At 64.6% G+C, this 20,653-nt stretch carries 19 protein-coding genes; 7 read left to right on the top strand and 12 right to left on the bottom strand.

The window, feature by feature from the left end:
• The first annotated feature begins 123 nt into the window (after nucleotides 1-123).
• Genes IAG25_RS06350 through IAG25_RS06340 form a run of 3 tightly spaced genes read left to right on the top strand, consistent with a single transcriptional unit; the run spans nucleotide 124 to nucleotide 4,809 of the window.
• Nucleotides 124-2,439: an FdhF/YdeP family oxidoreductase gene (locus tag IAG25_RS06350; RefSeq protein ID WP_187604090.1), complete on the top strand. Its 2,316-nt coding sequence runs from the start codon at nucleotides 124-126 to the stop codon at nucleotides 2,437-2,439.
• Nucleotides 2,432-3,823, top strand: a complete 1,392-nt coding sequence (locus tag IAG25_RS06345; protein WP_187604089.1) for a cytochrome ubiquinol oxidase subunit I — start codon at nucleotides 2,432-2,434, stop codon at nucleotides 3,821-3,823. The genes IAG25_RS06350 and IAG25_RS06345 overlap by 8 nt, the downstream gene beginning before the upstream one ends.
• Nucleotides 3,820-4,809: a cytochrome d ubiquinol oxidase subunit II gene (locus tag IAG25_RS06340; protein ID WP_187604088.1), complete on the top strand. Its 990-nt coding sequence runs from the start codon at nucleotides 3,820-3,822 to the stop codon at nucleotides 4,807-4,809. The genes IAG25_RS06345 and IAG25_RS06340 overlap by 4 nt, the downstream gene beginning before the upstream one ends.
• A 73-nt stretch (nucleotides 4,810-4,882) precedes the next feature.
• On the opposite strand, the gene IAG25_RS06335 is transcribed toward IAG25_RS06340, so the two are convergent.
• Entirely contained in the window at nucleotides 4,883-5,260 is a 378-nt protein-coding gene (locus IAG25_RS06335; RefSeq protein WP_187604087.1) for a DUF3331 domain-containing protein, read from the bottom strand.
• A 39-nt stretch (nucleotides 5,261-5,299) separates the two neighbouring features.
• Nucleotides 5,300-6,226: a helix-turn-helix domain-containing protein gene (locus tag IAG25_RS06330; RefSeq protein WP_187604086.1), complete on the bottom strand. Its 927-nt coding sequence runs from the start codon at nucleotides 6,224-6,226 to the stop codon at nucleotides 5,300-5,302.
• A gap of 462 nt (nucleotides 6,227-6,688) precedes the next feature.
• Here IAG25_RS06330 and IAG25_RS06325 point away from each other — a divergent pair, with 462 nt between their 5' ends.
• The 3 genes from IAG25_RS06325 (at nucleotide 6,689) to IAG25_RS06315 (ending at nucleotide 9,450) form a co-directional block, all read left to right on the top strand.
• A complete protein-coding gene (locus IAG25_RS06325) occupies nucleotides 6,689-7,030 on the top strand; it encodes a DUF4148 domain-containing protein (RefSeq protein WP_187604085.1) in 342 nt (113 codons plus the stop codon).
• A 49-nt stretch (nucleotides 7,031-7,079) separates the two neighbouring features.
• Entirely contained in the window at nucleotides 7,080-7,883 is an 804-nt protein-coding gene (locus IAG25_RS06320; protein ID WP_187604084.1) for an alpha/beta hydrolase, read from the top strand.
• Between the two features lie 157 nt (nucleotides 7,884-8,040).
• Nucleotides 8,041-9,450: an HdeD family acid-resistance protein gene (locus IAG25_RS06315; RefSeq protein WP_187604083.1), complete on the top strand. Its 1,410-nt coding sequence runs from the start codon at nucleotides 8,041-8,043 to the stop codon at nucleotides 9,448-9,450.
• 12 nt (nucleotides 9,451-9,462) lie between these two features.
• Here the strand turns inward: IAG25_RS06315 and IAG25_RS06310 are convergent, their stop codons facing one another.
• The 7 genes from IAG25_RS06310 to IAG25_RS06280 all read right to left on the bottom strand — a co-directional run bounded on the left by IAG25_RS06310 (nucleotide 9,463) and on the right by IAG25_RS06280 (nucleotide 16,119).
• Nucleotides 9,463-10,788, bottom strand: a complete 1,326-nt coding sequence (locus IAG25_RS06310) for an NYN domain-containing protein (protein WP_187604082.1) — start codon at nucleotides 10,786-10,788, stop codon at nucleotides 9,463-9,465.
• Between the two features lie 70 nt (nucleotides 10,789-10,858).
• Nucleotides 10,859-11,908: an NAD(P)H-dependent flavin oxidoreductase gene (locus tag IAG25_RS06305; RefSeq protein WP_187604081.1), complete on the bottom strand. Its 1,050-nt coding sequence runs from the start codon at nucleotides 11,906-11,908 to the stop codon at nucleotides 10,859-10,861.
• A 106-nt stretch (nucleotides 11,909-12,014) separates the two neighbouring features.
• The gene (locus tag IAG25_RS06300; protein WP_187604080.1) at nucleotides 12,015-12,404 is read right to left on the bottom strand and encodes a cupin domain-containing protein; all 390 of its coding nucleotides are present in this window, start codon (nucleotides 12,402-12,404) and stop codon (nucleotides 12,015-12,017) included.
• A 93-nt stretch (nucleotides 12,405-12,497) separates the two neighbouring features.
• A complete protein-coding gene (locus IAG25_RS06295) occupies nucleotides 12,498-13,334 on the bottom strand; it encodes a helix-turn-helix domain-containing protein (protein WP_187604079.1) in 837 nt (278 codons plus the stop codon).
• A gap of 44 nt (nucleotides 13,335-13,378) precedes the next feature.
• The gene (locus tag IAG25_RS06290) at nucleotides 13,379-13,768 is read right to left on the bottom strand and encodes a polyketide cyclase (protein ID WP_187604078.1); all 390 of its coding nucleotides are present in this window, start codon (nucleotides 13,766-13,768) and stop codon (nucleotides 13,379-13,381) included.
• Between the two features lie 13 nt (nucleotides 13,769-13,781).
• Nucleotides 13,782-15,542 carry a DNA-binding protein gene (locus tag IAG25_RS06285; RefSeq protein ID WP_187604077.1) on the bottom strand — a complete coding sequence of 587 codons (1,761 nt, stop codon included), beginning with the start codon at nucleotides 15,540-15,542 and terminating at the stop codon, nucleotides 13,782-13,784.
• A gap of 271 nt (nucleotides 15,543-15,813) precedes the next feature.
• The gene (locus tag IAG25_RS06280) at nucleotides 15,814-16,119 is read right to left on the bottom strand and encodes a DUF4148 domain-containing protein (protein WP_187604076.1); all 306 of its coding nucleotides are present in this window, start codon (nucleotides 16,117-16,119) and stop codon (nucleotides 15,814-15,816) included.
• A 244-nt stretch (nucleotides 16,120-16,363) separates the two neighbouring features.
• Between IAG25_RS06280 and IAG25_RS06275 the strand changes: the two genes are divergently transcribed.
• Nucleotides 16,364-17,293: a LysR substrate-binding domain-containing protein gene (locus IAG25_RS06275; RefSeq protein ID WP_187604075.1), complete on the top strand. Its 930-nt coding sequence runs from the start codon at nucleotides 16,364-16,366 to the stop codon at nucleotides 17,291-17,293.
• On the opposite strand, the gene nanR is transcribed toward IAG25_RS06275, so the two are convergent.
• Genes nanR through IAG25_RS06260 form a run of 3 tightly spaced genes read right to left on the bottom strand, consistent with a single transcriptional unit; the run spans nucleotide 17,283 to nucleotide 20,651 of the window.
• The gene (gene nanR, locus IAG25_RS06270; RefSeq protein WP_187604074.1) at nucleotides 17,283-17,990 is read right to left on the bottom strand and encodes a transcriptional regulator NanR; all 708 of its coding nucleotides are present in this window, start codon (nucleotides 17,988-17,990) and stop codon (nucleotides 17,283-17,285) included. The genes IAG25_RS06275 and nanR overlap by 11 nt on opposite strands.
• A 55-nt stretch (nucleotides 17,991-18,045) precedes the next feature.
• Complete coding sequence (oiaK, locus tag IAG25_RS06265) at nucleotides 18,046-19,410, bottom strand: 3-oxo-isoapionate kinase OiaK (RefSeq protein WP_187604073.1); 1,365 nt, start codon at nucleotides 19,408-19,410, stop codon at nucleotides 18,046-18,048.
• Entirely contained in the window at nucleotides 19,407-20,651 is a 1,245-nt protein-coding gene (locus IAG25_RS06260) for a ribulose-bisphosphate carboxylase large subunit family protein (protein WP_187604072.1), read from the bottom strand. Before IAG25_RS06260 ends, oiaK begins: the two co-directional genes overlap by 4 nt.
• Nucleotides 20,652-20,653: the final 2 nt, after the last annotated feature.

Below are 20,653 nucleotides of genomic sequence, written 5' to 3'. Positions count from 1 at the left end.
CGCGCCGACGCATCTCTTTCGCCCGTGCGCTTCGCAAATGAGGCGCGCGATTACGCAAAGCCGCCTCGCGCCGAACGGCGATCATCGCAATCACCGAATTGCATCGTTTGCGAGGCGAAGGACATGAGCGAGAACAAAGTTATCCGCATCTATAGCGAACCCGCCGGCGGCTGGGGCGCGCTGAAGGCCACGGGCGAAGCACTGAAGATCCAGGGCATTCCCGTGTCCGGCGCGAAAACGCTCCTGCACATGAATCAGCCGCAAGGCTTCGATTGTCCCGGCTGCGCGTGGCCCGATCCGAAACATACGTCGTCGTTCGAATTCTGCGAGAACGGCGCGAAGGCCGTCGCATGGGAAGCGACTGCCATGCGCTGCACGCCCGAGTTCTTCGCGCAACATAGCGTGTCCGAGCTTGCCGCATGGAACGACTACGACCTCGAAATGGCGGGCCGTCTCACGCATCCGATGGTCTATGAAGCCGCTTCCGACCGATACGTGCCGATCGAATGGGACGAGGCATTCGCACTCGTCGGGCGTCATCTGAATGCGCTCGATCATCCCGATCGCGCGGACTTCTATACGTCCGGGCGCGCATCGAACGAAGCGGCGTTTCTGTATCAGCTCTTCGTGCGCGAGTTCGGCACCAACAACTTTCCCGACTGCTCGAACATGTGTCATGAAGCGACGAGCGTGGGCTTGCCGCAATCGATCGGCGTCGGCAAGGGAACGGTGCTGCTCGAAGACTTCGAACATGCAGACGCGATCTTCATCTTCGGCCAGAATCCCGGCACGAACAGCCCGCGCATGATGAGCGATCTGCATTCGGCGTCGCGGCGCGGTGCGAAGATCGTATCGTTCAATCCGTTTCGCGAACGCGCGCTTGAACGCTTCGCGTCGCCGCAAAACCCCGTGGAAATGGCGACGCTCGGCTTCACGAACATCAGCTCGTTTCTCTATCAGGTGCGCGTGGGCGGCGACGTGGCCGCGCTGAAGGGCATGATGAAGGCGATCGTCGAAGCGGACGATGAAGCCATGCTCGCCGACGCGCCGCGCGTGCTGGACATCGCGTTCATCGAAGGCCATACGCACGGCATCGACGCATTGCTCGCGGATTTGCGCGCTACACCCTGGGACGCGATCGAGCGGCATTCCGGCCTCACGCGCGACGCGCTCACGAATGCCGCGAACATCTACATGCGCGCCGACAATGCGATTCTCGTGTACGGCATGGGCATCACGCAGCATCGTGGCGGCACCGAAGCCGTGCAGCAGATCGCGAATCTCGCGCTCTTGCGCGGCAACGTCGGACGGCCGGGCGCGGGCATCTGTCCGGTGCGCGGGCATTCGAACGTGCAGGGCAATCGCACGGTCGGCATCACGGAAAAGCCGAATGCGCAGCTCATCGCGGGCATCGAGCGCGCGTTCGGCTTCACGCCGCCAGCGAAGCATGGCAACGATGTGGTCGCCACGCTCGAATCGATGATGCGCGGCGAAGCGAAAGTATTCGTGGCGCTCGGCGGCAACTTCGCGGCCGCGATTCCCGACTGGGCGCGCATGCAGGATGCGATGCGCAAGCTCGACCTCACCGTGCATATCGCGACGAAGCTCAACAGAAGCCATCTCGTGCATGGCCGGGACGCGCTGATTCTGCCGTGCCTCGGCCGCACCGAAATCGATATTCAGGCGGATGGCCCGCAATCGATCACCGTCGAGGATTCGATGTCGATGGTGCATGCGTCCGCCGGGCGCAACGAGCCCGCGTCGCCACATCTGCTGAGCGAGCCGGCCATCGTCGCTGGCATCGCGCGCGCGACGCTCGGCGCAAAGTCGCGCGTGCCGTGGGAACATCTCGTCGCGAGTTACGACCGCATCCGCGATGCAATCGAGATCGTGTTCCCGATCTTCCAGGCGTATAACGCGCGCATTCGCGTGCCGGGCGGCTTTCATCTGACGTCGTCCGCGCGCGAACGCGTATGGAACACGGACACCGGCCGCGCGAACTTTCTCGTCTTCGACGGGCTCGACGAAGACCCCGCTCCGAACGATCCCGACGCGCTCTCGCTCACGACGATGCGCAGCCACGATCAGTACAACACCACGCTCTATTCGCATTCGGACCGCTATCGCGGCGTGTTCGGCCAGCGCGACGTGATCTTCATGAATCCGTGCGAGCTGAAGAAGCGCGGACTGAATGCGGGCGATCGCGTCGATATCTTCGCGATCGCCGATGACGGCATCGAGCGCGTGATCCGTAACTTCAAGGCCGTCGAATACTCGCTGCCCGATGGCTGCTGCGGCGCGTACTACCCGGAAGTGAATCCGCTCGTGCCGCTCTACGCATTCGATCCGCAGAGCCGCACGCCATCGTACAAGTCCGTGCCCGTGAGAGTCGTGCACACGGTCGCCGAGCCTCAACGCGAAGACGTCCAATATGCCTGATCACGTACTCGACCTGTCGCGCGCGCAGTTTGCGATGACCGCGATCTTTCATATTCTCTGGCCGATCCTGACCATCAGTCTGTCGGCGTTTCTCGTGCTCGTCGAAGCGCTGTGGATGCGCACCGGCGATGTCGCGTACTACCGGCATGCGCGCTTCTGGAGCAAGCTGCTGGTGCTGAACTTCGCGGTCGGCGTCGTGAGCGGCATTCCGATGGAGTTTCAGTTCGGCACCAACTGGGCCGCCTTCTCACGGTACAGCGGCCAGTTCATCGGCAACATTCTGGGCTTCGAAGGCGCGATGGCCTTCATGCTCGAAGCGGGCTTCGTCGGCGTGATGCTGTTCGGCTGGGGACGCGTGTCGCGCGGCGTGCATCTGTTCGCCACATCGATGGTCGCGCTCGGCTCCAGCCTCTCCGCGTTCTGGATCATGGTCGCGAACTCGTGGATGCAGACGCCCGCGGGCTACGCCGTCGTCGATGGCAGGATCGTCGTGACGAACTATTTCGCCGCCATCTTCAATCCCGACATGGTGTGGGGCGTCTCGCACATGTGGATCGCCGCGATCGAAACCGGCATGTTCGTGATCGCGGGCATTTCCGCGTGGAATCTGTATCGCCGGCGTCATCCCGAGTTCTTCGCGCGTTCTTTCCGCCTTGCGCTCGTGGTGCTCGTGTTCGTCGCGCCCTTGCAGATCTGGCTCGGCGATTCGAGCGGCGTGAGCGTGTTCGAAACGCAGCCCGCCAAGGGCGCCGCAATCGAAGGCCACTGGACGACGAACGCACCGGGAACGGGCGCATCGTGGTCCTTGCTCGCGTGGCCCGATCAGAAGGCGCAGCGCAACGACTGGTCCATCGACGTGCCCGGCATGTTGAGCGTGCTCGGCACGCACACGCTGCATGGACAAGTGAAGGGCCTCACCGATTTCCCACGCGACGATCAGCCACCCGCAATCGCGCTGCTCTATTACGCGTTTCGCGTGATGGCGGGCATCGGCTTCGCGTTCACGATGCTCGCGTTCTGGACCGCGTATGCGTTGCGCAAAACACGCGGCCATCTCGAAGCGCTGCTCGCAAGACGCAAGCTTCTGCTCGCGTGGGTGCTCTGTATTCCGTTGCCGTATGTCGCCGTGGAAGCGGGATGGATCGTGCGCGAAGTGGGACGTCAGCCGTGGGTCGTCTACGGCTTGTTGCGCACGCGCGATGCCGTGTCGACGATTCCGGCTTCGTCGGTGTCCTTGAGCATCGCGATGTTCCTCGCGTTCCATGTCGTGCTGCTCGTCACATTCTTCGTGCTCGCGCGACGCTGGCTGAACGCCGGCCCCGACCTCACCAGCATGCCGCCCGCGAACGTCGCAGGTTACCGGCCTTTGGAGCTCGACTCATGAATAGCGCTGTTCACACGATGCTCGCCGATACATGGTTCGGCCTGATCGGCCTGATGCTGGTCTTCTATGTCGTCACCGACGGCTTCGATCTCGGCGTCGGCATTCTCACGCTCTTTCGCCGCAAGTCGTCGGACCGCGACGTGATGGTTCGATCGATCGGTCATGTGTGGGACGCGAACGAAACGTGGCTCGTCGTGATGGGCGGCGCGCTCTTCGGCGCGTTTCCGTCGGCTTACGCGCTCCTGATGGAGCATCTCTATCTGCCGGTGATGGCGCTCATCGCGGGATTGATCATGCGCGGCGCGGCGATCGAGTTTCGTCATAGCGTCGATCACGGGCCGGTGTGGGACAAGGTGTTCGGCATCGGCAGCCTCGTTGCGGCGCTCTCGCAAGGCGTCGTGCTCGGAAAAGTGCTCACGGGTCTCGCGCCGGGCAAGGCGGCCTTCGCGTTCATCGTCGTTGCGGCGATCGGTGTCGTCGCGGGATATTGCCTGCTCGGCGCGACGTATCTCGTCAGGAAGACCTCGGGCATGGTCGAGCAATGGGCGCGGCGAATTTCACTGCTGAGCGCGATGTTCACTGTCGTTGCCGCGGCGTTGCTGACGCTCGCGACGTGGTTCTCCAGCGATATCGGTCATGCGCGCTGGACGCATCCGGCCGTGATGCATGTGCTGATCGCGCTCGGCCTCGCGTCGGTGCTTGCGTTCGCGTTCATCATGGCGTCGCTGTATCTCGGCAGTTCGCGTGTGCCGTTTCGCGCATCGGTGGCGCTGTTCGTGTTCTCGTTCACAGGGCTCGCGATCAGTCTCTTCCCCGATTTCATTCCGGGCAAGCTCGGCATTCTCGAAGCCGCATCCGATGCACCGACGCTCGCGTTCATGCTGATCGGTATCGGTCTCGTGTTCCCGGTGATGATCGGCTACAACCTTTATCAGTACCACGTCTTTCGCGGCAAGCTTGCAGGCAGCGCGCACGCGGGCGAATGACCGGTCGTTCGCGGCAGCGCGCATAAGAAAACACCGCCTCGCAGGCGGTGTTTTTCCATGCAGCGCAAGCGATTCATAACGAAGTCGCCTGATCCAGCACCGACGCCAGAATCATCGCGCCCGCATTGCTCGGAACCGGCCGCGGATTCGGCCCGTAGACATGGTCCCCCGGACGAATCTCGCGGCCGCTCATCGCGCACACGCCAGCAGTGCGCGCGCGCATCGCACGCCACACCTGATCGCCGTAGCAGCAGCGCGTCGAGTCGCGCCATTCGATCGTCGCCGTCGTGGTCGACGGACGTTCGATCAGCTTCACGGTCACGCGGCGCTCGCCCGTTTGCGTGAAGGGACGCCTTGCCGAAGTCGTCCCGAAGTTCACGCCGTCATTCAGCGACGTGAGTTGAAAGATCGTTTGCGCCCACGGATCGAGCGCGATTGCAGCTTCAGCCATGTCCGGCTCCTTATCGAAGAATGTCGTTGATCGATCCGCTCACGCGGCGTCGAGCGTGTTCGTCTGCCAGTGTTTCGGCGTAGCGCCGACAAGTCGCTTGAAGACCGTCGTGAAATGCGCCTGCGAGCGAAAGCCGCAGCAGAGCGCGACATCGAGCATGCTGTGCCTGGATGTGCGCAGCAGTTGCTGCGCGCGCTCGATGCGCTTTTGCAGCAGATACTCGTGCGGACGCATGCCTGTCGCGCGGCGGAACTGCGCGGCGAAGTGCATGCGCGTGAGGCCGGTGCTCGACGCGATATCCGCGAGGCTGATGTTCTCGGCAAGATGCGCATCGACAAATTCGGATACACGATTGATGCGCCATTGCGGCAACGCCGAAGGCTCGCGTCCGCGCGCAACGGGCGTCGCGAAATGACGCGCGACGAGCCGCGACACGATCGCGAGACCGATGCTTTCGATGAACATGCTGCCGAGCGCCGCGCCTTCGGTCTTGCACACGGCGAGCGTCTGACCGAGCCGTTCGAGCGCGGGATCGCGAATCAGCTTCGGATCGTCGAGAACGATATCGCCCGCGTGAGGACGATGAAAGAGATCGTCATGGCACTCCGCCAAAGCTTCCTGCGGCACGAAAAGATGCAGGACATCCATCGCCGACTGGAACACCGCGCTCACGCGTGTCGCGGGCGCGGTGACCTGCACGACGCCCGCGGGCACGCGCCCGTGCAGCAGCTTGCGGCCCGCATGGTGAAAGATCAGCGACGCGCACTTCAGATTCAGGCTGACGCAATGAAACGCGCCGTTGCCGTCGCTGGACACTTCGAGCGGCGATTCGCCATGATGCAGCCAGCGCGCCATCGTGATTCGCCGCGCGGGCTGGACGGCGGCCGGGCTGCGCCATCGGTCTTCCAGTTCGATCAATGGCGCTCGCGCGGGCGTCGCGGAATGCGAAAGGAGATTGAGATTCATGATAGGTCCGTTGCTTGACTGAAGCCTGTGCGGCCGATCGATGACCGGCATCGCGACGACTCCAAGTTAATCAAACGGAAACCACGCGCCTAGCCGTACATACGGTTGACGACATCGCCTGATGGTTGAGTCAACCTATATCAAGGTTTGATATCGGCGAAGCGATAACACCTTCGTATGAGCGCCTAACACGCGCGGATGAGACGGCTCATCCGGACGTCGCATGTAATGCAGCCGCACGATTGAAGCGCTGCTGCGCGCGCCATCCGAACGTTTAGCCGATACACCGATAACGGCTGCAGGCACGCTCCTTCGTAGGTGTAGTCGAGGTGCGGTCCGGTCGATAAAGTGTCGTCAAGGTCGCGGCATGAACACGGACCAACGGCCTTATCAAGGGAAACCGAAAACAATATTTATTTCGGATACCCGATTAAATACATCATCATCCACCAGGAGTCGAACATGAAAAAGTATCTCGTCAGCTTCACCCTTGTTGCCGCCACGCTCGCTGCGCCCGCTCTCGCATTCGCGCAATCGAACGCTCCCGTCACGCGTGCACAGGTCCGCGCCGATCTCGTCGCCGTCGAAAAGGCAGGCTATAACCCGGCGCTCGCGAGCGATCCGTACTACCCGTCGGACATTCAGGCAGCGGAAGCGAAGGTCGCCACGCAACATGCCGGCGCAGTGCAGGCCTACGGCGGCGTGCAAACCGGCACGAGCGCATCGAGCGCGCCGAAGCATGCATCGATGAACAACACGTGCGTCGGGCCGATCGACTTCTGCCAGCCGTTCTTCGGTAGCTGATCCGCGCGTCCGGATCGACGATCTCTCATTCGCACAAGCGGAGTCTTTCATGAAGCGAATCTTTCAAGCAGCGTCGATGCTGGCGCTGTCGGCCGGTATGTTCGCATCGACCGGCGCAATGGCTCAGGATGCCACCCCGGCCGCCGATGCCCATGCGCCCGTCAAAAACATCGTTCTCGTTCACGGCGCGTGGGTCGACGGCTCGGGATGGAAGCCGGTCTACGACATCCTGACCCGCGACGGCTATCACGTCACGATGGTCCAGGAACCGCTGACATCGCTCGAAGGCGACGTCGCCGCGACCAAACGCGTGCTCGACCTGCAGAACGGTCCGGCGATCCTGGTCGGCCATAGTTATGGCGGATCGGTCATCACGGAAGCGGGCGTGCATCCGAAGGTCGCGGGCCTCGTCTATGTCGCGGCGCATGCGCCGAACGTGGGCGAGGATGAAGGCGCGCTTGGAAAGAAAACGCCCAGCTTCCTCGCGAAGCAGACGGACGCCGTAGAAAAGACAGCGGATGGCTACACGTACCTGAATCCCGCCGTCTTCCCGAAAGACTTCGCCGCGGATCTGCCGCTCAGGCAAGCCCGGTTCGAATCGCACTCGCAGATTCTGACGGCGGCGCAAGTCTTCACGACGCCGCTGACGGCCGCGGCGTGGACGTCGAAGCCGAGCTGGGGCATCGTGGCCGGCAGCGACAAGATCATCAATCCGGATCTCGAACGCTGGTACTACGAGCGCGCGCATAGTCACGTGACGGTCATTCCGGGCGCGAGCCATTCCGTGTACGAATCGAAGCCGCAGCAGGTCGCGGCGGTGATCGAAGAAGCCGCGAAGCATGCGGTGCAGTAAATGATGTGACCGCGCGCGGCTGTCGTGTTCCTGCGCGGCAGCCGCGCGCTTTCGTCTGTGGTTTTCCCGTTCTTGCCGCTTTCGCCGTCAATGCCTTATATAGTGTGTGGCTGCGCATGTCCCGCACAAGGCATCGAATGATCAGACGGAGGAATCGATGGTTCGGCTCGTGATGATTCTCCTCGGCGTCGACTATCTGCGCACGCGATGGCGCACGGTGCTGACGCTCGGGCTGCTCAGCATCGCGCTCGGCGGCGTCATCTTCACCGATGCGCTCGACGGTTCGCTCTACTTTCCCATCGTGCCCTTCGCGCTGATGATGCTGTTCGAGGGCCTCGCCACGCTCGCCGTCGCATGGACCGGCATGGGCGGCCAGCGCAAGCTGCGTTATGTGAAAGGCACGACGTTCTGCCTGTCGGCGCTGCTCGTGCTGTTCGGCGGCGAGCACGGCAACTTCGTGCTGTCGCTCATCTTCGGCACGCTCTTTCTCGTCGATGGCGCCTTGCAGATCGTCTCCGCGCGCGTGGTCCGCTTTCGAAAGTGGCGCCTCGCGATGGCAGGCGGCGTGCTCGAAATCGCCATCGCAATCTTTTTCTATCAGCCTTATCCCGATCACTACGCGGGAACGGTCGCCTATTGCGTCGCGTTCGGCCTCTTCTTCGGCGGCTGGAACATGATCCTGCTCGCGGCGCGCGTGCGGCGCATGGCGGCGAATCCCGCCGTCGACGGCGAAGCGAGTGCGACTGCGCAGGAAGAACCGGCGTCCGCCGCGCCCTCGTTCGCCGGCGCGGTCTGGGACGGCCCGCCCGCGCCCGATGAAGCCGCGCTGACCGTGCACGTGTGGACGCCGGTCGGCACGGCGAAATCGCAGACGAAGCGGCAGTTGATCGTCGATCGCTATATCGCCGCCATCGACAGGAACGGCACCATCTCGACCGGCCACGCGGCGCTGGAGACGCCCGAAGGCGTGTACATCAGCCTGTATCCCGCGGTCGAGATCGACCGCTCGCCGAACGAATTTACCCGCACGCTGCGCGCGACACGCGAGAACGACGTGCCCGGCCTCTTTCAGCCCGACTACGAGACCGAGTCGAAAGCGTGGTGTCCGTCGACGCAGCAGGTGCGCATCCGCAATTACGATCCGGTGAGGCTCGCGCGCTTCTGGCAGACGTATCAGCGCGACACGACGTACAACCTCACTTATCGCAATTGTTCGAGCTCCGTGGCGCGTGCGCTGGAAGCGGCGATCGAGGGCGCGTCGGCGCGCGTATGGGGCAAGGGCGGCGGATGGAAGCCGCTCGTGCGCATCATGGCGACGCCCGAGCTATGGGTCGCGGCGCAAGTGCGAAAGCGCGCCGCCACGATGGCCTGGACACCGGGCCTCACGCTCGATTACGCACGCGCGCTCAGCATGCTCGCGGACCCGCGCCACTCGGGCTGGGTGAAGATGGCGCGCATCGCGGTCGCGACGATGTATCGCTCGCGGCAGCGCTGGCGCGCCGAAGAACATGCGGCGGCGCGTGAGCAAGGAGAGGCGTCGGTATCGGCGGAGCAGCGTACCGGTTGAAGCGATGTCGAGTTACTCGACGACGGCCTTGCGCGAACGGCTGCCGCGCGACGACGATTTGCGCGGCGGCTTCTGCGCTTCGGCAACCGTCGTGACGCCTTCGTTCGATGCATCGGCGTCGCTCTGCTTCGCAGCGGTCTTGCGCGCACGACGCGGCGTAGCGGGTTTTTTCGGCGCGGGTGCAGGTGCGGGCTCGGGCGCAGATTCGGCCTGCGGTTCGAACAGCTCGCGTTCGACCGGCGCCGGCGCTTCTTCCACCAACACGGCGTCCTCCTGCGCGGCTGCCTGAGCCGCTTTCCGTGCGCCTCGTCGTTCTCTGCGCCGGCTGTTGGCCGAACCTTCGTGCTCTTTCGGAACGACCGGCGTCGATACTTCTTCCTCGAACACGACCGGCTCCGGCGCGGCCACGAACTCGGCTTTCCGCGCGCCGCGTTTCTCGCGTCGCCTGCTGTTTCCCGCGCTTTCGTGTTCTTTCGGGGCGGCCTGCGCTTCGGCCTGCCTCACATCCACCGCCGCGACCTGAGAGGACTGCGCGGAGCGAAACACGAACGCGCCGGATTTATCGTCGCGGCCGACTTCGAGCAGACCGCGCGACTGCGCTTCGTCGAGCAGATTGCCGAACGCGCGAAAGCCGTATTGCGTTTCGCTGAAGCCCGGCTTGCGGCGCTTGATCGCGCTCTTCAACACCGACGCCCAGATCTTGCCGCTCTCGCCGCGCTCCGATGCGAGCGCCTCGAAAGTCTCGACGGTGATCGCGATTGCCTGCGACTTGCGCGATTCCGTCTCCTGCTTCGGATGCCGTTCCTCATCGGGCGTGCGCTTCGATTCGCGCTGCTCGCGCTTGGCGATCGCGCGTTGCTGCTCGCGCACGAGGTCGTCGTAGAAGATGAACTCGTCGCAGTTCGCGACCAGCAGGTCGGACGTCGATTGCTTCACGCCCACGCCGATCACCTTCTTCGCGTTCTCGCGCAGCTTCGACACGAGCGGCGAGAAGTCGGAGTCGCCGCTGATGATGACGAACGTATCGACATGCGATTTCGTGTAGCAGAGATCGAGCGCATCGACGACGAGGCGAATGTCGGCCGAGTTCTTGCCCGACTGGCGCACGTGCGGAATCTCGATCATTTCGAAGCTGGCCTCGTGCATCGCCGACTTGAAGCCCTTGTAGCGATCCCAGTCGCAATAGGCCTTCTTCACGACGATGCTTCCCTTCAGCAGCAGGCGTTCGAGCACCGGCCGGATATCGAATTTCTCGTACTTCGCATCGCGAACGCCGAGCGCGACATTTTCGAAGTCGCAGAACAACGCCATGCTGACGCTTTCCTGAGGTCCAGCCATATGATTCTCCAGCCCGTGCGGCATGTTTTGGAATGCGCACATGATAGCTTGTCGGGCCGATGGCCGTTCGTCACTCGCCGCCGCCGATGTTCAGGCTCTTGTCGCGCCGCGCGAGCAGATCGTCGAGCGCCTCGTTCGCCTCGCGCATCAGACGTTCGATGACTTCGCCCGCCGATGTCCGCTCGTTCACCAGCGCCGACGACTCGCCCGCGAAGAGCGCCATCTTTTCCATATCGCCGGTGGTCGAGCGCAGCGGCGAAATCGTGCTGTATTTTTCGACCGGCCCCCATTCGTCATGCGCGATGACCTCGCGCGGCAGCGCATAGGGATCGTTGCCGAAGAGATGATCGCGCGCCGCATCCGTCACGCTGTTCGCGAGCACGCGCACCGGCGAGCCGGCGGGCCAGTTGATCGCGTAGATGTCGGTGTGGACCGTGTCGCCCGCGCGCGCATCGATCACGCGTTGTTTGTGATAGTCGTGCGCGTAGGATTCGTGCGTCGGCAGAAAGACGGTGCCGCAATGTACGCCGCTCGCGCCGAGCGCCAGCGCCGCGACGAGCCCCGCGCCCGTCGCGATGCCGCCCGATGCGACCACCGGCACGCCGATATGCGCGGCGATTTCGGGCAGCAGCGTCATGATGCCGGTCGAGCCGCGCACATGCCCGCCGGCCTCGACGCCTTGCGCCACGATCACGTCCGCACCCGCCTTTTCCGCGCGCAACGCGTCTTCGAGCGAGCCGACCTGATACAGCACGAGCGCGCCGCCGTCTTTCGCACGCGCGACGATATCAGGGTACACGTCCCAGAAAAAGCACATCGCCGGGACGCGCAATTCGAGGCATGCGTCGAGTTCGGCGGCCAGCAGGCCGGGCTTCGTGCCCGCCGGAATGAGATTGACGCCGAATGGCCGATCCGTCGCGGCGCGCACGGCGGCGACTTCGCTCGCGATCGTCTCGGGCGATTCGCGCACCATGCCGAGCAGTCCGAAGCCACCTGCATTCGACACCGCCGACGCGAGTTCCGCGCGCGCGGGTCCGCCCATGCCCGCGGAGACGATCGGATAACGGCAGCCGAGCACACGGGTCAACTCGGTATCGAATGGCGCAGCGTTCGCGGTCATACGGGCCTCGCGCGAGTGAACGGTCCGAATGCAAGTGACGGACCATCGCCCAAGCCTAGTCCCGACGGGACTCGCTTTCAAGCATGCTCACTGCCGCTTCCCGGCATCAGATCCAGAGATCGTTCGGCGCGGTGCGCTCGTTGTGGTCTTCGCCCGTATTCACGACGCCGCGCGGCTCGATGAGCATGATCTTCACTTCGCGCGCCGCATAGGGTTTGTGCTCGACGCCCTTCGGCACGATGCCGATTTCGCCCGCACGCAGATGCATCGCGCCGTCGCGAAAGTCGATGCGCAATTCGCCTTCGAGAACGATGAAAGTCTCGTCGGTATCCGCGTGACGATGCCAGACGAAATCGCCTTCGAGACGCGCAACCTTGAACTGGTAGTCGTTCATTTCGGCGATCACGCGCTGCTGCCAGAAGCCTTCGATCTTGCGCGCCTTGTCGAGCGGATCGATCGCGATACGCTGACCGCGTGAAACGGGTGTGGATGTCATGGCGAAGCTCCTTGACCTGGACGATGAATCAGCCCGAGGCTAACGCCCGCACATCGCGCACGTCTTGAACGATCGTGCGTGGTTCAGCGCGACTCAGCGCGACTCCGCGCCGCGCGCGATCGCCCGCCAGCGCGCGGGCGGCATGCCGAACGCGCGCGTGAACTGGCGCGTCATGTGACTCTGATCGGCGAAACCCGCATGGGCCGCGACATCCGCGAGCGATGCGCCGGTCAGCATGAGACGGCGCACGAGATCGAGGCGACGCATCGTCAGATAGCGATACGGGCTCGTGCCGTAGAACTTGCGGAAATCGCGCGACAGAGCGAACCGGTCGCGGCCCGTCACGCGTTCAAGCTCGTCCAGCGTGATGATGCGGTCGCAATTCGCGTGGAGAAATTCCTGTGCGCGCGCGGCGCTCGCATAGTCGCCGCTATCGGCGACCATTTGCGCGCCGGACGCTTGCGCGAGCGCGAGCGCCAGTTCGGTCAGCGCGTCGTGTTGTTCGAGTGGTTCGAGCGGCGGCAGCGCGCCTTCCGTGCGCTGCAGCAGCGCTTCCGTCGCGCGGCAGACGCGCGCATCGGTCGTCACGCCGCCTTCGACGAAAGGCAGCGCGCGGCCACCGAGAATCGCCTGAATCAGCGCGGGTTCGACATACAGCATGCGATAGCGGAAACCTTCGCCGGTGCCCGCTTGCCCGTCATGAAGTTCGTCGGGATGCAGGACCATCGTCTGGCCTGGCACGCTATGGCGAAGCGTGCGGCGGTAGTTGAAGCTTTGGACGCCCGCGAGCGTGCGGCCGATCGCATAGGTGTCGTGGCGGTGCAGGCCGTATGCCTTGCCGCCGAACCAGGCTTCGATGCGCTCGATGCCTTCGGTCGGCTCGGCGCGTTTCACCCAGTCCGACGCGGTTCCCTTCTTGCGCTCGTTCATCTCGACTGCCGCTCCCGGCATTTCGTTGAAGGCGATATCGGATGTTAGCCGTAACGCGCCGCGAGCGCGGCGAGGTCGCGGCGGACCCAGTCGGCATCGGCGGCGAATTGCTCGTCGGACATGCCCGGCTGGCGGAACAGCGTGAGCGCCACTTCAGCGCCCGCGCCGTTCTGATAGACGCGCAACGGCACGTAGACCTCGTCACCGTTCGGCAGGCCGACGCGATGATCCATCACGCCGAGCGCATTGTGACCGGTGAAGCGGATCGTCACGTCGCCTTCGGGACCGCGGGCGCGCCAGTGATCGCCCATGTCGTCGAGCGTCGATTGCGCAAGTCCCGACGCCCACGTCGGAAAGACTTCCGGACGCCAGATCGCGTCGTAGAGCTCGCGCCAGTCGCGATCGATCGTAACGGTGAGAGTCTGCGTTTCCATCGTCACACGAGGATCACGTTTCGATCTTCGACATCACCGCCGTGGCCGGATCGTAGCGATAGCCCTTCTGCGCGAGCTGCTGCGTCATCTTGTCTCCGATCAGCTTCTGCTGCGCCTCGCGCAGCACGAGTTCGTGATCCGGCTTCATGCGCTCCAGCTCGACCGCAAGCCTGCGCATCAGCGCGACTTCGCCGGTGCTGCGGGCATCGATGAAAAGAATCTTTTCGTTGGCCACATCGAGACGCTGGCGCAAGTCCTTCGCGTAGGTGACCCACTGCTCGGCGTTGGCGCGAAGATCGTCGTAGGCCTTCGAATGCGCCTTCGCCTGCGCCGAAATCTGGCGCTGAAGCGACGCAAGCTCCGACTCTTCGCCCTGCTCCTTCTCCACCAGGCGCTTCGCGAGATCGGTCGCGTTCTTTTCGGCGGTCTCGGCGCGCTCGCGCAACGCGTTGACATCGTTCGACACGCGCGCGAGTTCCGCGCCCTGCTCGGCCTTCTGTTCCATCAGCACGCTGATCTGCTTGCGGGCTTCGTCCAGTTCGCCGCCGACACGGCCCGCGTGATCGCGATGCGCCGAAATTTCCGTCTTCAGCGTAGCCGCGTTCTCACGCTCGGCCGCGAGCGCACCGCGTACTTCGTTCAACTCCGCTTCCAGTGCGGCGACGCGCGCGAGGCTTTCGCTTGCCTGCGCTTCGGCAGTCTGCGCGCGCGCATGCGCGGCGTTCGCATCCTGCGACCAGCGTTCGGCTTCAGCCGATTTTTCCTGCGCTGCGAGGCTCAACGCTTCATGCTGCTGCCGCACCTGATCGCGCTCTTGTGCGATGCGCGCGAGCTCGTCGTCCTTGCCCGCCATCAGCGCGTGCAGTTCCGCGTGATCCTGACGCGCCTGGTCGCGTTCCTGCGCGATACGCGCGAGCGTTTCGTCCTTGTCCGCGAGCGATGCGCTCAACTGTTCGTGCTGCTGCCGGGCCTGATTGCGCTCGTCGGCGATGCGCGCGAGTTCCTCATCCTTGCCCACGAGCGACGCGTGCAGATTGCCGTGCTGCTGGCGCGCCTGATCGAGTTCTTCGGCGATACGCGCGAGCGCTTCGTCCTTGCCCGACATCGACGCATGCAGTTCCGTATGGTCCTGCCGCGCCTGATCGCGCTCCTGCACGATACGCGCGATGTCTTCGTTCAGCGCGCCCTTCGCGCGCCGCTCTTCGTCGAGCGACGTATTCAGCGCTTCCAGTCGAGCCTGTTCCTCCGATGCGCGCTGCTGCGCTTCCTCGACGCGCGACTCGGCCGTCTGCGCGCGCGCCGTGGCTGCCTCGAACTCCTGGCGCAACCGCGCGACCGAGTCTTCCGATGCCCGCAACGCGCTCAGCGTCTCGGTCGTCTGCTGGCGGTTTTTCGCGGCCTCGTCGCCGGTCTTCTGGAACTCGGCGAGCGCCTCGTCGCGCTCCGCGAGCGCGGTCGAAAGCCGCTGGCTCACCACGGACAGGCGCTGACCGGACATCCGTTCGGTTTCGTCGCGCGAGACGGTCCAGAGCCGCCGCGCGACGTTCACGAGCGTCTCGGCGAGGTCGTCGGGGAGGCCGGTCGGCGCCTGCTGCGGCATGTCCGGGGAATGCGCGTCGCGCCAGCGCTGCAGGCCCGCCGCGATGGCGACGACCGAGCCGCGCCCGGCCTCCGTCCAAACGGACACGGGGGTGACCTTGCGGCCTTCTTGCGTCAGGCGATCGGCGATCGACGCGATCTGTTCGTCGGTGATGATGTCTACGTCTGTGGGCATATGCGCCTCGAAAATCAGTGGCGTCGCACTCGAAAAATTGCGATACGTTGTTACATTCGGCTTAATCCGCGTCGGGGCGGAAAGGGATGATACCCATTTTCCGCGTCCGCCATTCCGCAGCACGTCACATGCCGGCGAAATCGGGATTTTGAAGCGAGAGTGTATCGCCTGCGAGGCGGTAATTTCGAGACGTGATGCGTTATTCACGGAAACGCATCGAGCCCGGACGTGCGTTCCGTCCGGGCTCCTGAAACCAGCTAAATCCGCGCGCTTACGGCTTCGCGAAAACCGGACCGAGACCGATGACGCTCGTATCCGAACGCGCGCCCGACTCGGCGTTGCCGCTCGCCGGCGCGCCGTATGCGCTCAGGCCCTTCGCGGCCGCGATGCGCGCCTCGGCGGCCTGGATGTTCTGCGGATATTGGGTCTGGTCGCTCGCCGGATCGTAGCCGGCCTTTTGCAATTCGACGAGTTGCGCGCGCACTTCCGCACGGGTGATCGGCTGGTTCGACTGCGCAAACGAGAAAGCCGGAAGCGCGACAGCGGCAGCGACGATGAGCGATTGAATGACTTTCATGATTTACCTCCAGAGAATGTAATGGAAGTCCGTCTTGTCGATCCGCCGTGTGTTGCGAATCGTTCGGGCTTGGAGGTATTTAAACCGGCGGACGTATCTGGCTTGTTTCGCAAAAAGCGGATTATGAAACGCCGTGTGTCGGCGTTCAGTGCGGATACAGTGCGATACAAAGACGCCGTGCCGTCTACAATCGGCTTGCCCGTATCGAAACGGGAAATAATCGGCACCATACCGGGAGGAGACCATGCAGACCCCGCGCCCTTCGCTGAACGCCCTGCGCGCGTTCGAAGCCGTGGCGCGCCTGCGCAGCATGACGCTCGCCGCTCAGGAGCTGTGCGTCACGCATGGCGCGATCAGCCGGCAGGTGAAGGCGCTGGAGGATACGCTCGGCCTGACGCTGCTCGTGCGTTCGGCGCAATCGTCCGATCCGACGCCCGAAGGCAGACGCCTCGCCGAAGGCCTTACGACGGCGTTCAATCTCATCGACGCGAGCATCGAACAATTGAAGCCGGAGCCGCTCACGCTGTCGTGCTCCGCGACCATCATGATGAACTGGCTGATTCCGCGGATCGCGGGGTTTCATCGGCGCTATCCGCAGACCGGGCTCAAGTTCAACATGAACTACGACCAGATCGATTTCGTGCGCGACAAGATCAGCGTCGCGATTCGCGCGAACACGATCGAACCGCCGAGGGACGCGATCACACGCACGCTCATCGACGAATGGATCGGGCCGGTGTGCTCGCCGGAGTACGCGCAGTCGATCGGACTTACGAGCCCCGCCGATCTCGCGCGCGCGAAGCTGCTCTCCACCCGCACGCGCCCCGAAGCGTGGACCGACTGGTATCGCGCAACGAACCTCGCGCCGCTCGCCGGCGCGGGCGCGGATGCCTACGATCACTTCTATCTGCTGATCCAGGCGGCCGTGTGCGGCCTGGGCGTGGCGCTCGTGCCGCAGTTGCTCGTGATGAACGATCTCATGTCCGGCAAGCTCGTCGCGCCGTTCGGCTTCGCGCCGGGTCCGCGCCAGCTCGTGCTGTGGGTCGCGCCGCATCTGCGCGCGCATGCCGACGTCGCGCAACTGGAACGCTGGCTGATCGAAGAGATGAACGAAAGCCTGAAGGAGATGACCGCGTTCCTGCGCACGCGCGACGACGAAGCGCTCAGGACTTGATGAGCGTGCCGTAGAGCGCGCTCGCACGCGAGAGATGCGCGTGCATCGCGTCGGCGGCGGCGTCGCCATCGTGCGCGGCGATCGCCTCGACGATGCGTTCGTGTTCCGCGAGCGTCAACGATTCGGCGCCGGGCGCGCGCACCATCGGCCGATAGTATTCGGCGGCCCAGTTGAAGATCGATTCGACGATCGACGGATAGATCGGATTGCCCGTGATCCGCGCGATCTCGCGATGAAACGCCATGTCGCAGGCGAGAAACGCCTCGCGGTCATCGACTGCCGCGCGCTGCGCCTCGACGCACTCGACGAGCCGCGCGATGTCTTCCTCCGATGCCTTTTCGGCCGCCATGCGCGCTGTGCCCGTTTCGAGAAAGAGCCGCGCCGCCTTCAGATGCTCCAGCATGTCGGGCTGCGTGCGCAGCAGATGCATGGTCCCGATCGCGATTTGCGCGATGAGGCTCTGCGCCGTCGGCACGACCACGCGCGCGCGTTCGCCGTGCGCGATCTCGACGATGCCGGAGCGCTCCAGCGTCTGCAACGCCTCGCGGATCGCGGGCCGCCCGACGCCATACGCTTCCATCAGCTCGCGCTCGGAAGGCAGTTGCGCGCCGGGCGCGATCTCGCCCGAGCGGATACGCGCCATCAACCGGTCGAGTACGTCCTGATACAGCTTGCGCCGCTGAATGATGTCAGCCATCGGAAATGCCTGTCTTCGATGAATCCCGCCGACGACCTTATCACGAAGCCTCCGCTCACGAAGCGCCGTCCCGTACGTTACCGAAGAACGACACGCCGCCGATCTGCCCGCCTTTCAGCACGATTTCGAGCCCGTCGCGGGCGGCATCGGCGGACCACGCGCGGCACAGCGGCGCGCCCGGCGCCATGCCCGCCGCGACGCTCAATGCCGTGATGCCGAGCTTGCCCGCCACTTCGCCCGAACTGTCGCCGCCCGCGACGACGACGCGGCGCAACGGCGCGCGATCGAGCAGCCGGCGCATCACATCGGCGAGCGTTTCGCCCACGCGGCGCGCCGCTTCCGCGCGGCTCAGTCCGGCTTGCGACGCGATGTCGTCGAACGCGAGCACGGCGGGATCGTCGGGGCCTTCGGCGCTGAAGACGAGCGGGCTTCGGCCATCGCTCACGGCGCGCACAGCGACGCCGACCACACGTTCGATTTCGGCTTCGCGCGACTGCGCATCCAGTGCGCGAAGCAAGTCCAGCCGCTCGACGCGAAAGCCATTGTCGCGCGCCCAGCGGATCTGCCCCGCCGTTACCGGCGAGCAGCTTCCGCTGACGGCCGCGATCACATCGACGGGCGATGCAACCGGCAGGCCCGGCGTCTGCGGCACGAGCCCGTTCGCGCGCCAGTGCGCCGCGAGCGCATACTGCAATCCCGACGACGACGCCGTGAACACACCTTCGCCGCGCCCTTCCCAGACGAGCTTTCCGGCGGCGGCGAGCGTCTCTTCATCGAGCACGTCGATCATGACGACGGGCGCATCGTCGCTCGTCAGCGCGTTCAGGCGCTCGCGAACATCCGGCGAACGCAACTGCACGAAATCGATCAGGCCGATGCGCCGCTCGGTCTGCCCGCGCAGATGCACGCGCAAATCCGCTTCGCTCATCGGCGTGACGGGATGACGCGACATCGTCGGATGACGATCGAGCCGATGACCCTCGCCGTCCACCGAAGCGAACAGATTGCCGAACGCCTGATAGCGCTTCAGACGCGGCGCGCCGACGATCATCGGCGACCACCGGCCGCGCATGTGTCTCACGCCGATATCGATCGCGCGGCCGATCGAACCCGTCTGCGGCGACGAATCGAAGGTCGAGCAGACCTTGTATTGCAGGATCGGCGCGCCCAGTGCGGCGAGGCTCGCGAAGGCGTGCGGCAACTCGTCGTCCATCCACTGCGGACTGCGCCCGCGCGACGATCCCGCGAGCCCGACGCAACGCACGTCGGGAAAGCGCGCGAGCAGTTCGGGCGTGGGCGTCTGCAAGCAGAGGAGCGTCGGCACGCCGGCGGCGGTCATCGCTTCCATCGCGTCGGTGGAACCGGTGAAGTCGTCGCCGTAGTACGCGAGCAGCAGGCCGTCGGGCCATTGCGTGCTCATTTCCAGAACTCCAGTGCACGCTTCAATGCGGGATTGCGTTCGGCATGACGCGCGAGCGGCACGCCTTCCATCGCCGCGACCCACGCCTCGCGCAACGCCTCGACGCCCGCCGCCACGCCGCCCGGATGCCCGAAGATGCCGCCGCCCGCGGTGTGAATCAGATCCGCGCAGCCGATCGCGGCGTACGTGTCCGCCGCCTGCAAGCCGGTCTGACCCGAGCTGAAGACGGGCATCGCGGTCAACGGCGCTTCGTCCATCACCGGCGACAAAACCGCGCGCGCCGCCGCGATCACGCTTTCGTCGGATTCGCTGAACTTGTTGCGCAGGCCGTTCACGTGCAGATGATCCGCGCCCGCGAGACGCCACAGCATCTGCCACGGCGCATAGTCCCAGCCGAGCGCTTCGGCGCGCGTCAGATAGCCCCAGCCCGCGCGATGCGCGTGAATCGGCAACTGACTGTGCTTGCGCAACTCGGTCATGCCGACGAGACCGATCGAATTGAGCACCGCCATCACGCACGTGCCGCCCTGTTCGAGCACGAGATCGTGGCGGCGCTTCATCTGATCGAGATCGCCCGTCACGTTGAACGCGACCATCACCTTCTTGCCGGTGCGCTCGGCGTGATCGTTCACGACGCGCATCACCGCGCGCACGCGTTCGTCGAACGGGCAATGCGAGCCGTCGCCTTGCAGTTCGTCATCCTTGATGAAGTCGATGCCGCCCGCGACCAGTTCCTTCACCTGCCCGGCGGTTTCCTCCGGCGAAAGCCCGACGCTCGGCTTGATGATCGTGCCGATGAGCGGCCCGTGCGTCACGCCCGACAGCCTGCGCGTGCCCTCGATGCCGAACGCCGGCCCCGGATACGCCGCCGCGAACGACTTGGGCAGGCGCAGGCCGGTCAGACGCAAGCCCGACACCTGGCGCAATTCGAAAAGATTGCCCGCGATCGTCAACATCAGATTCGGCAGCGACGGCCCGAAATTTTCGATCGGCCACGAAAGTTCGAGCACGCATTGCGTGTAGCACTTCGAAGCCGCGCCGCCCGGCAGGCTCGGCGTCTCGCTGTAGTCCAGCACGTCGAGCCGTTCGACGCGCGCGCCCGAGCGCGCCTTGAGTTCGGGCGTCTCGTTGGGCAGCGCGATGAAGGTGCCGCTCGACTGCTCGCCCGCGATGGTCTCGGCGGCAATGCGCGGATCGACGCCGGTTTCGAGCCAGTAAGTTGCGTGGATGCGTTCGCTCACGG

The organism is Caballeronia sp. EK, assembly GCF_014384845.1.
Classification (GTDB): Bacteria; Pseudomonadota; Gammaproteobacteria; order Burkholderiales; family Burkholderiaceae; genus Caballeronia; species Caballeronia jiangsuensis.
Note: the sequence above shows the minus strand (reverse complement) of the source record. Positions and strands in the feature narration are given on the sequence as shown.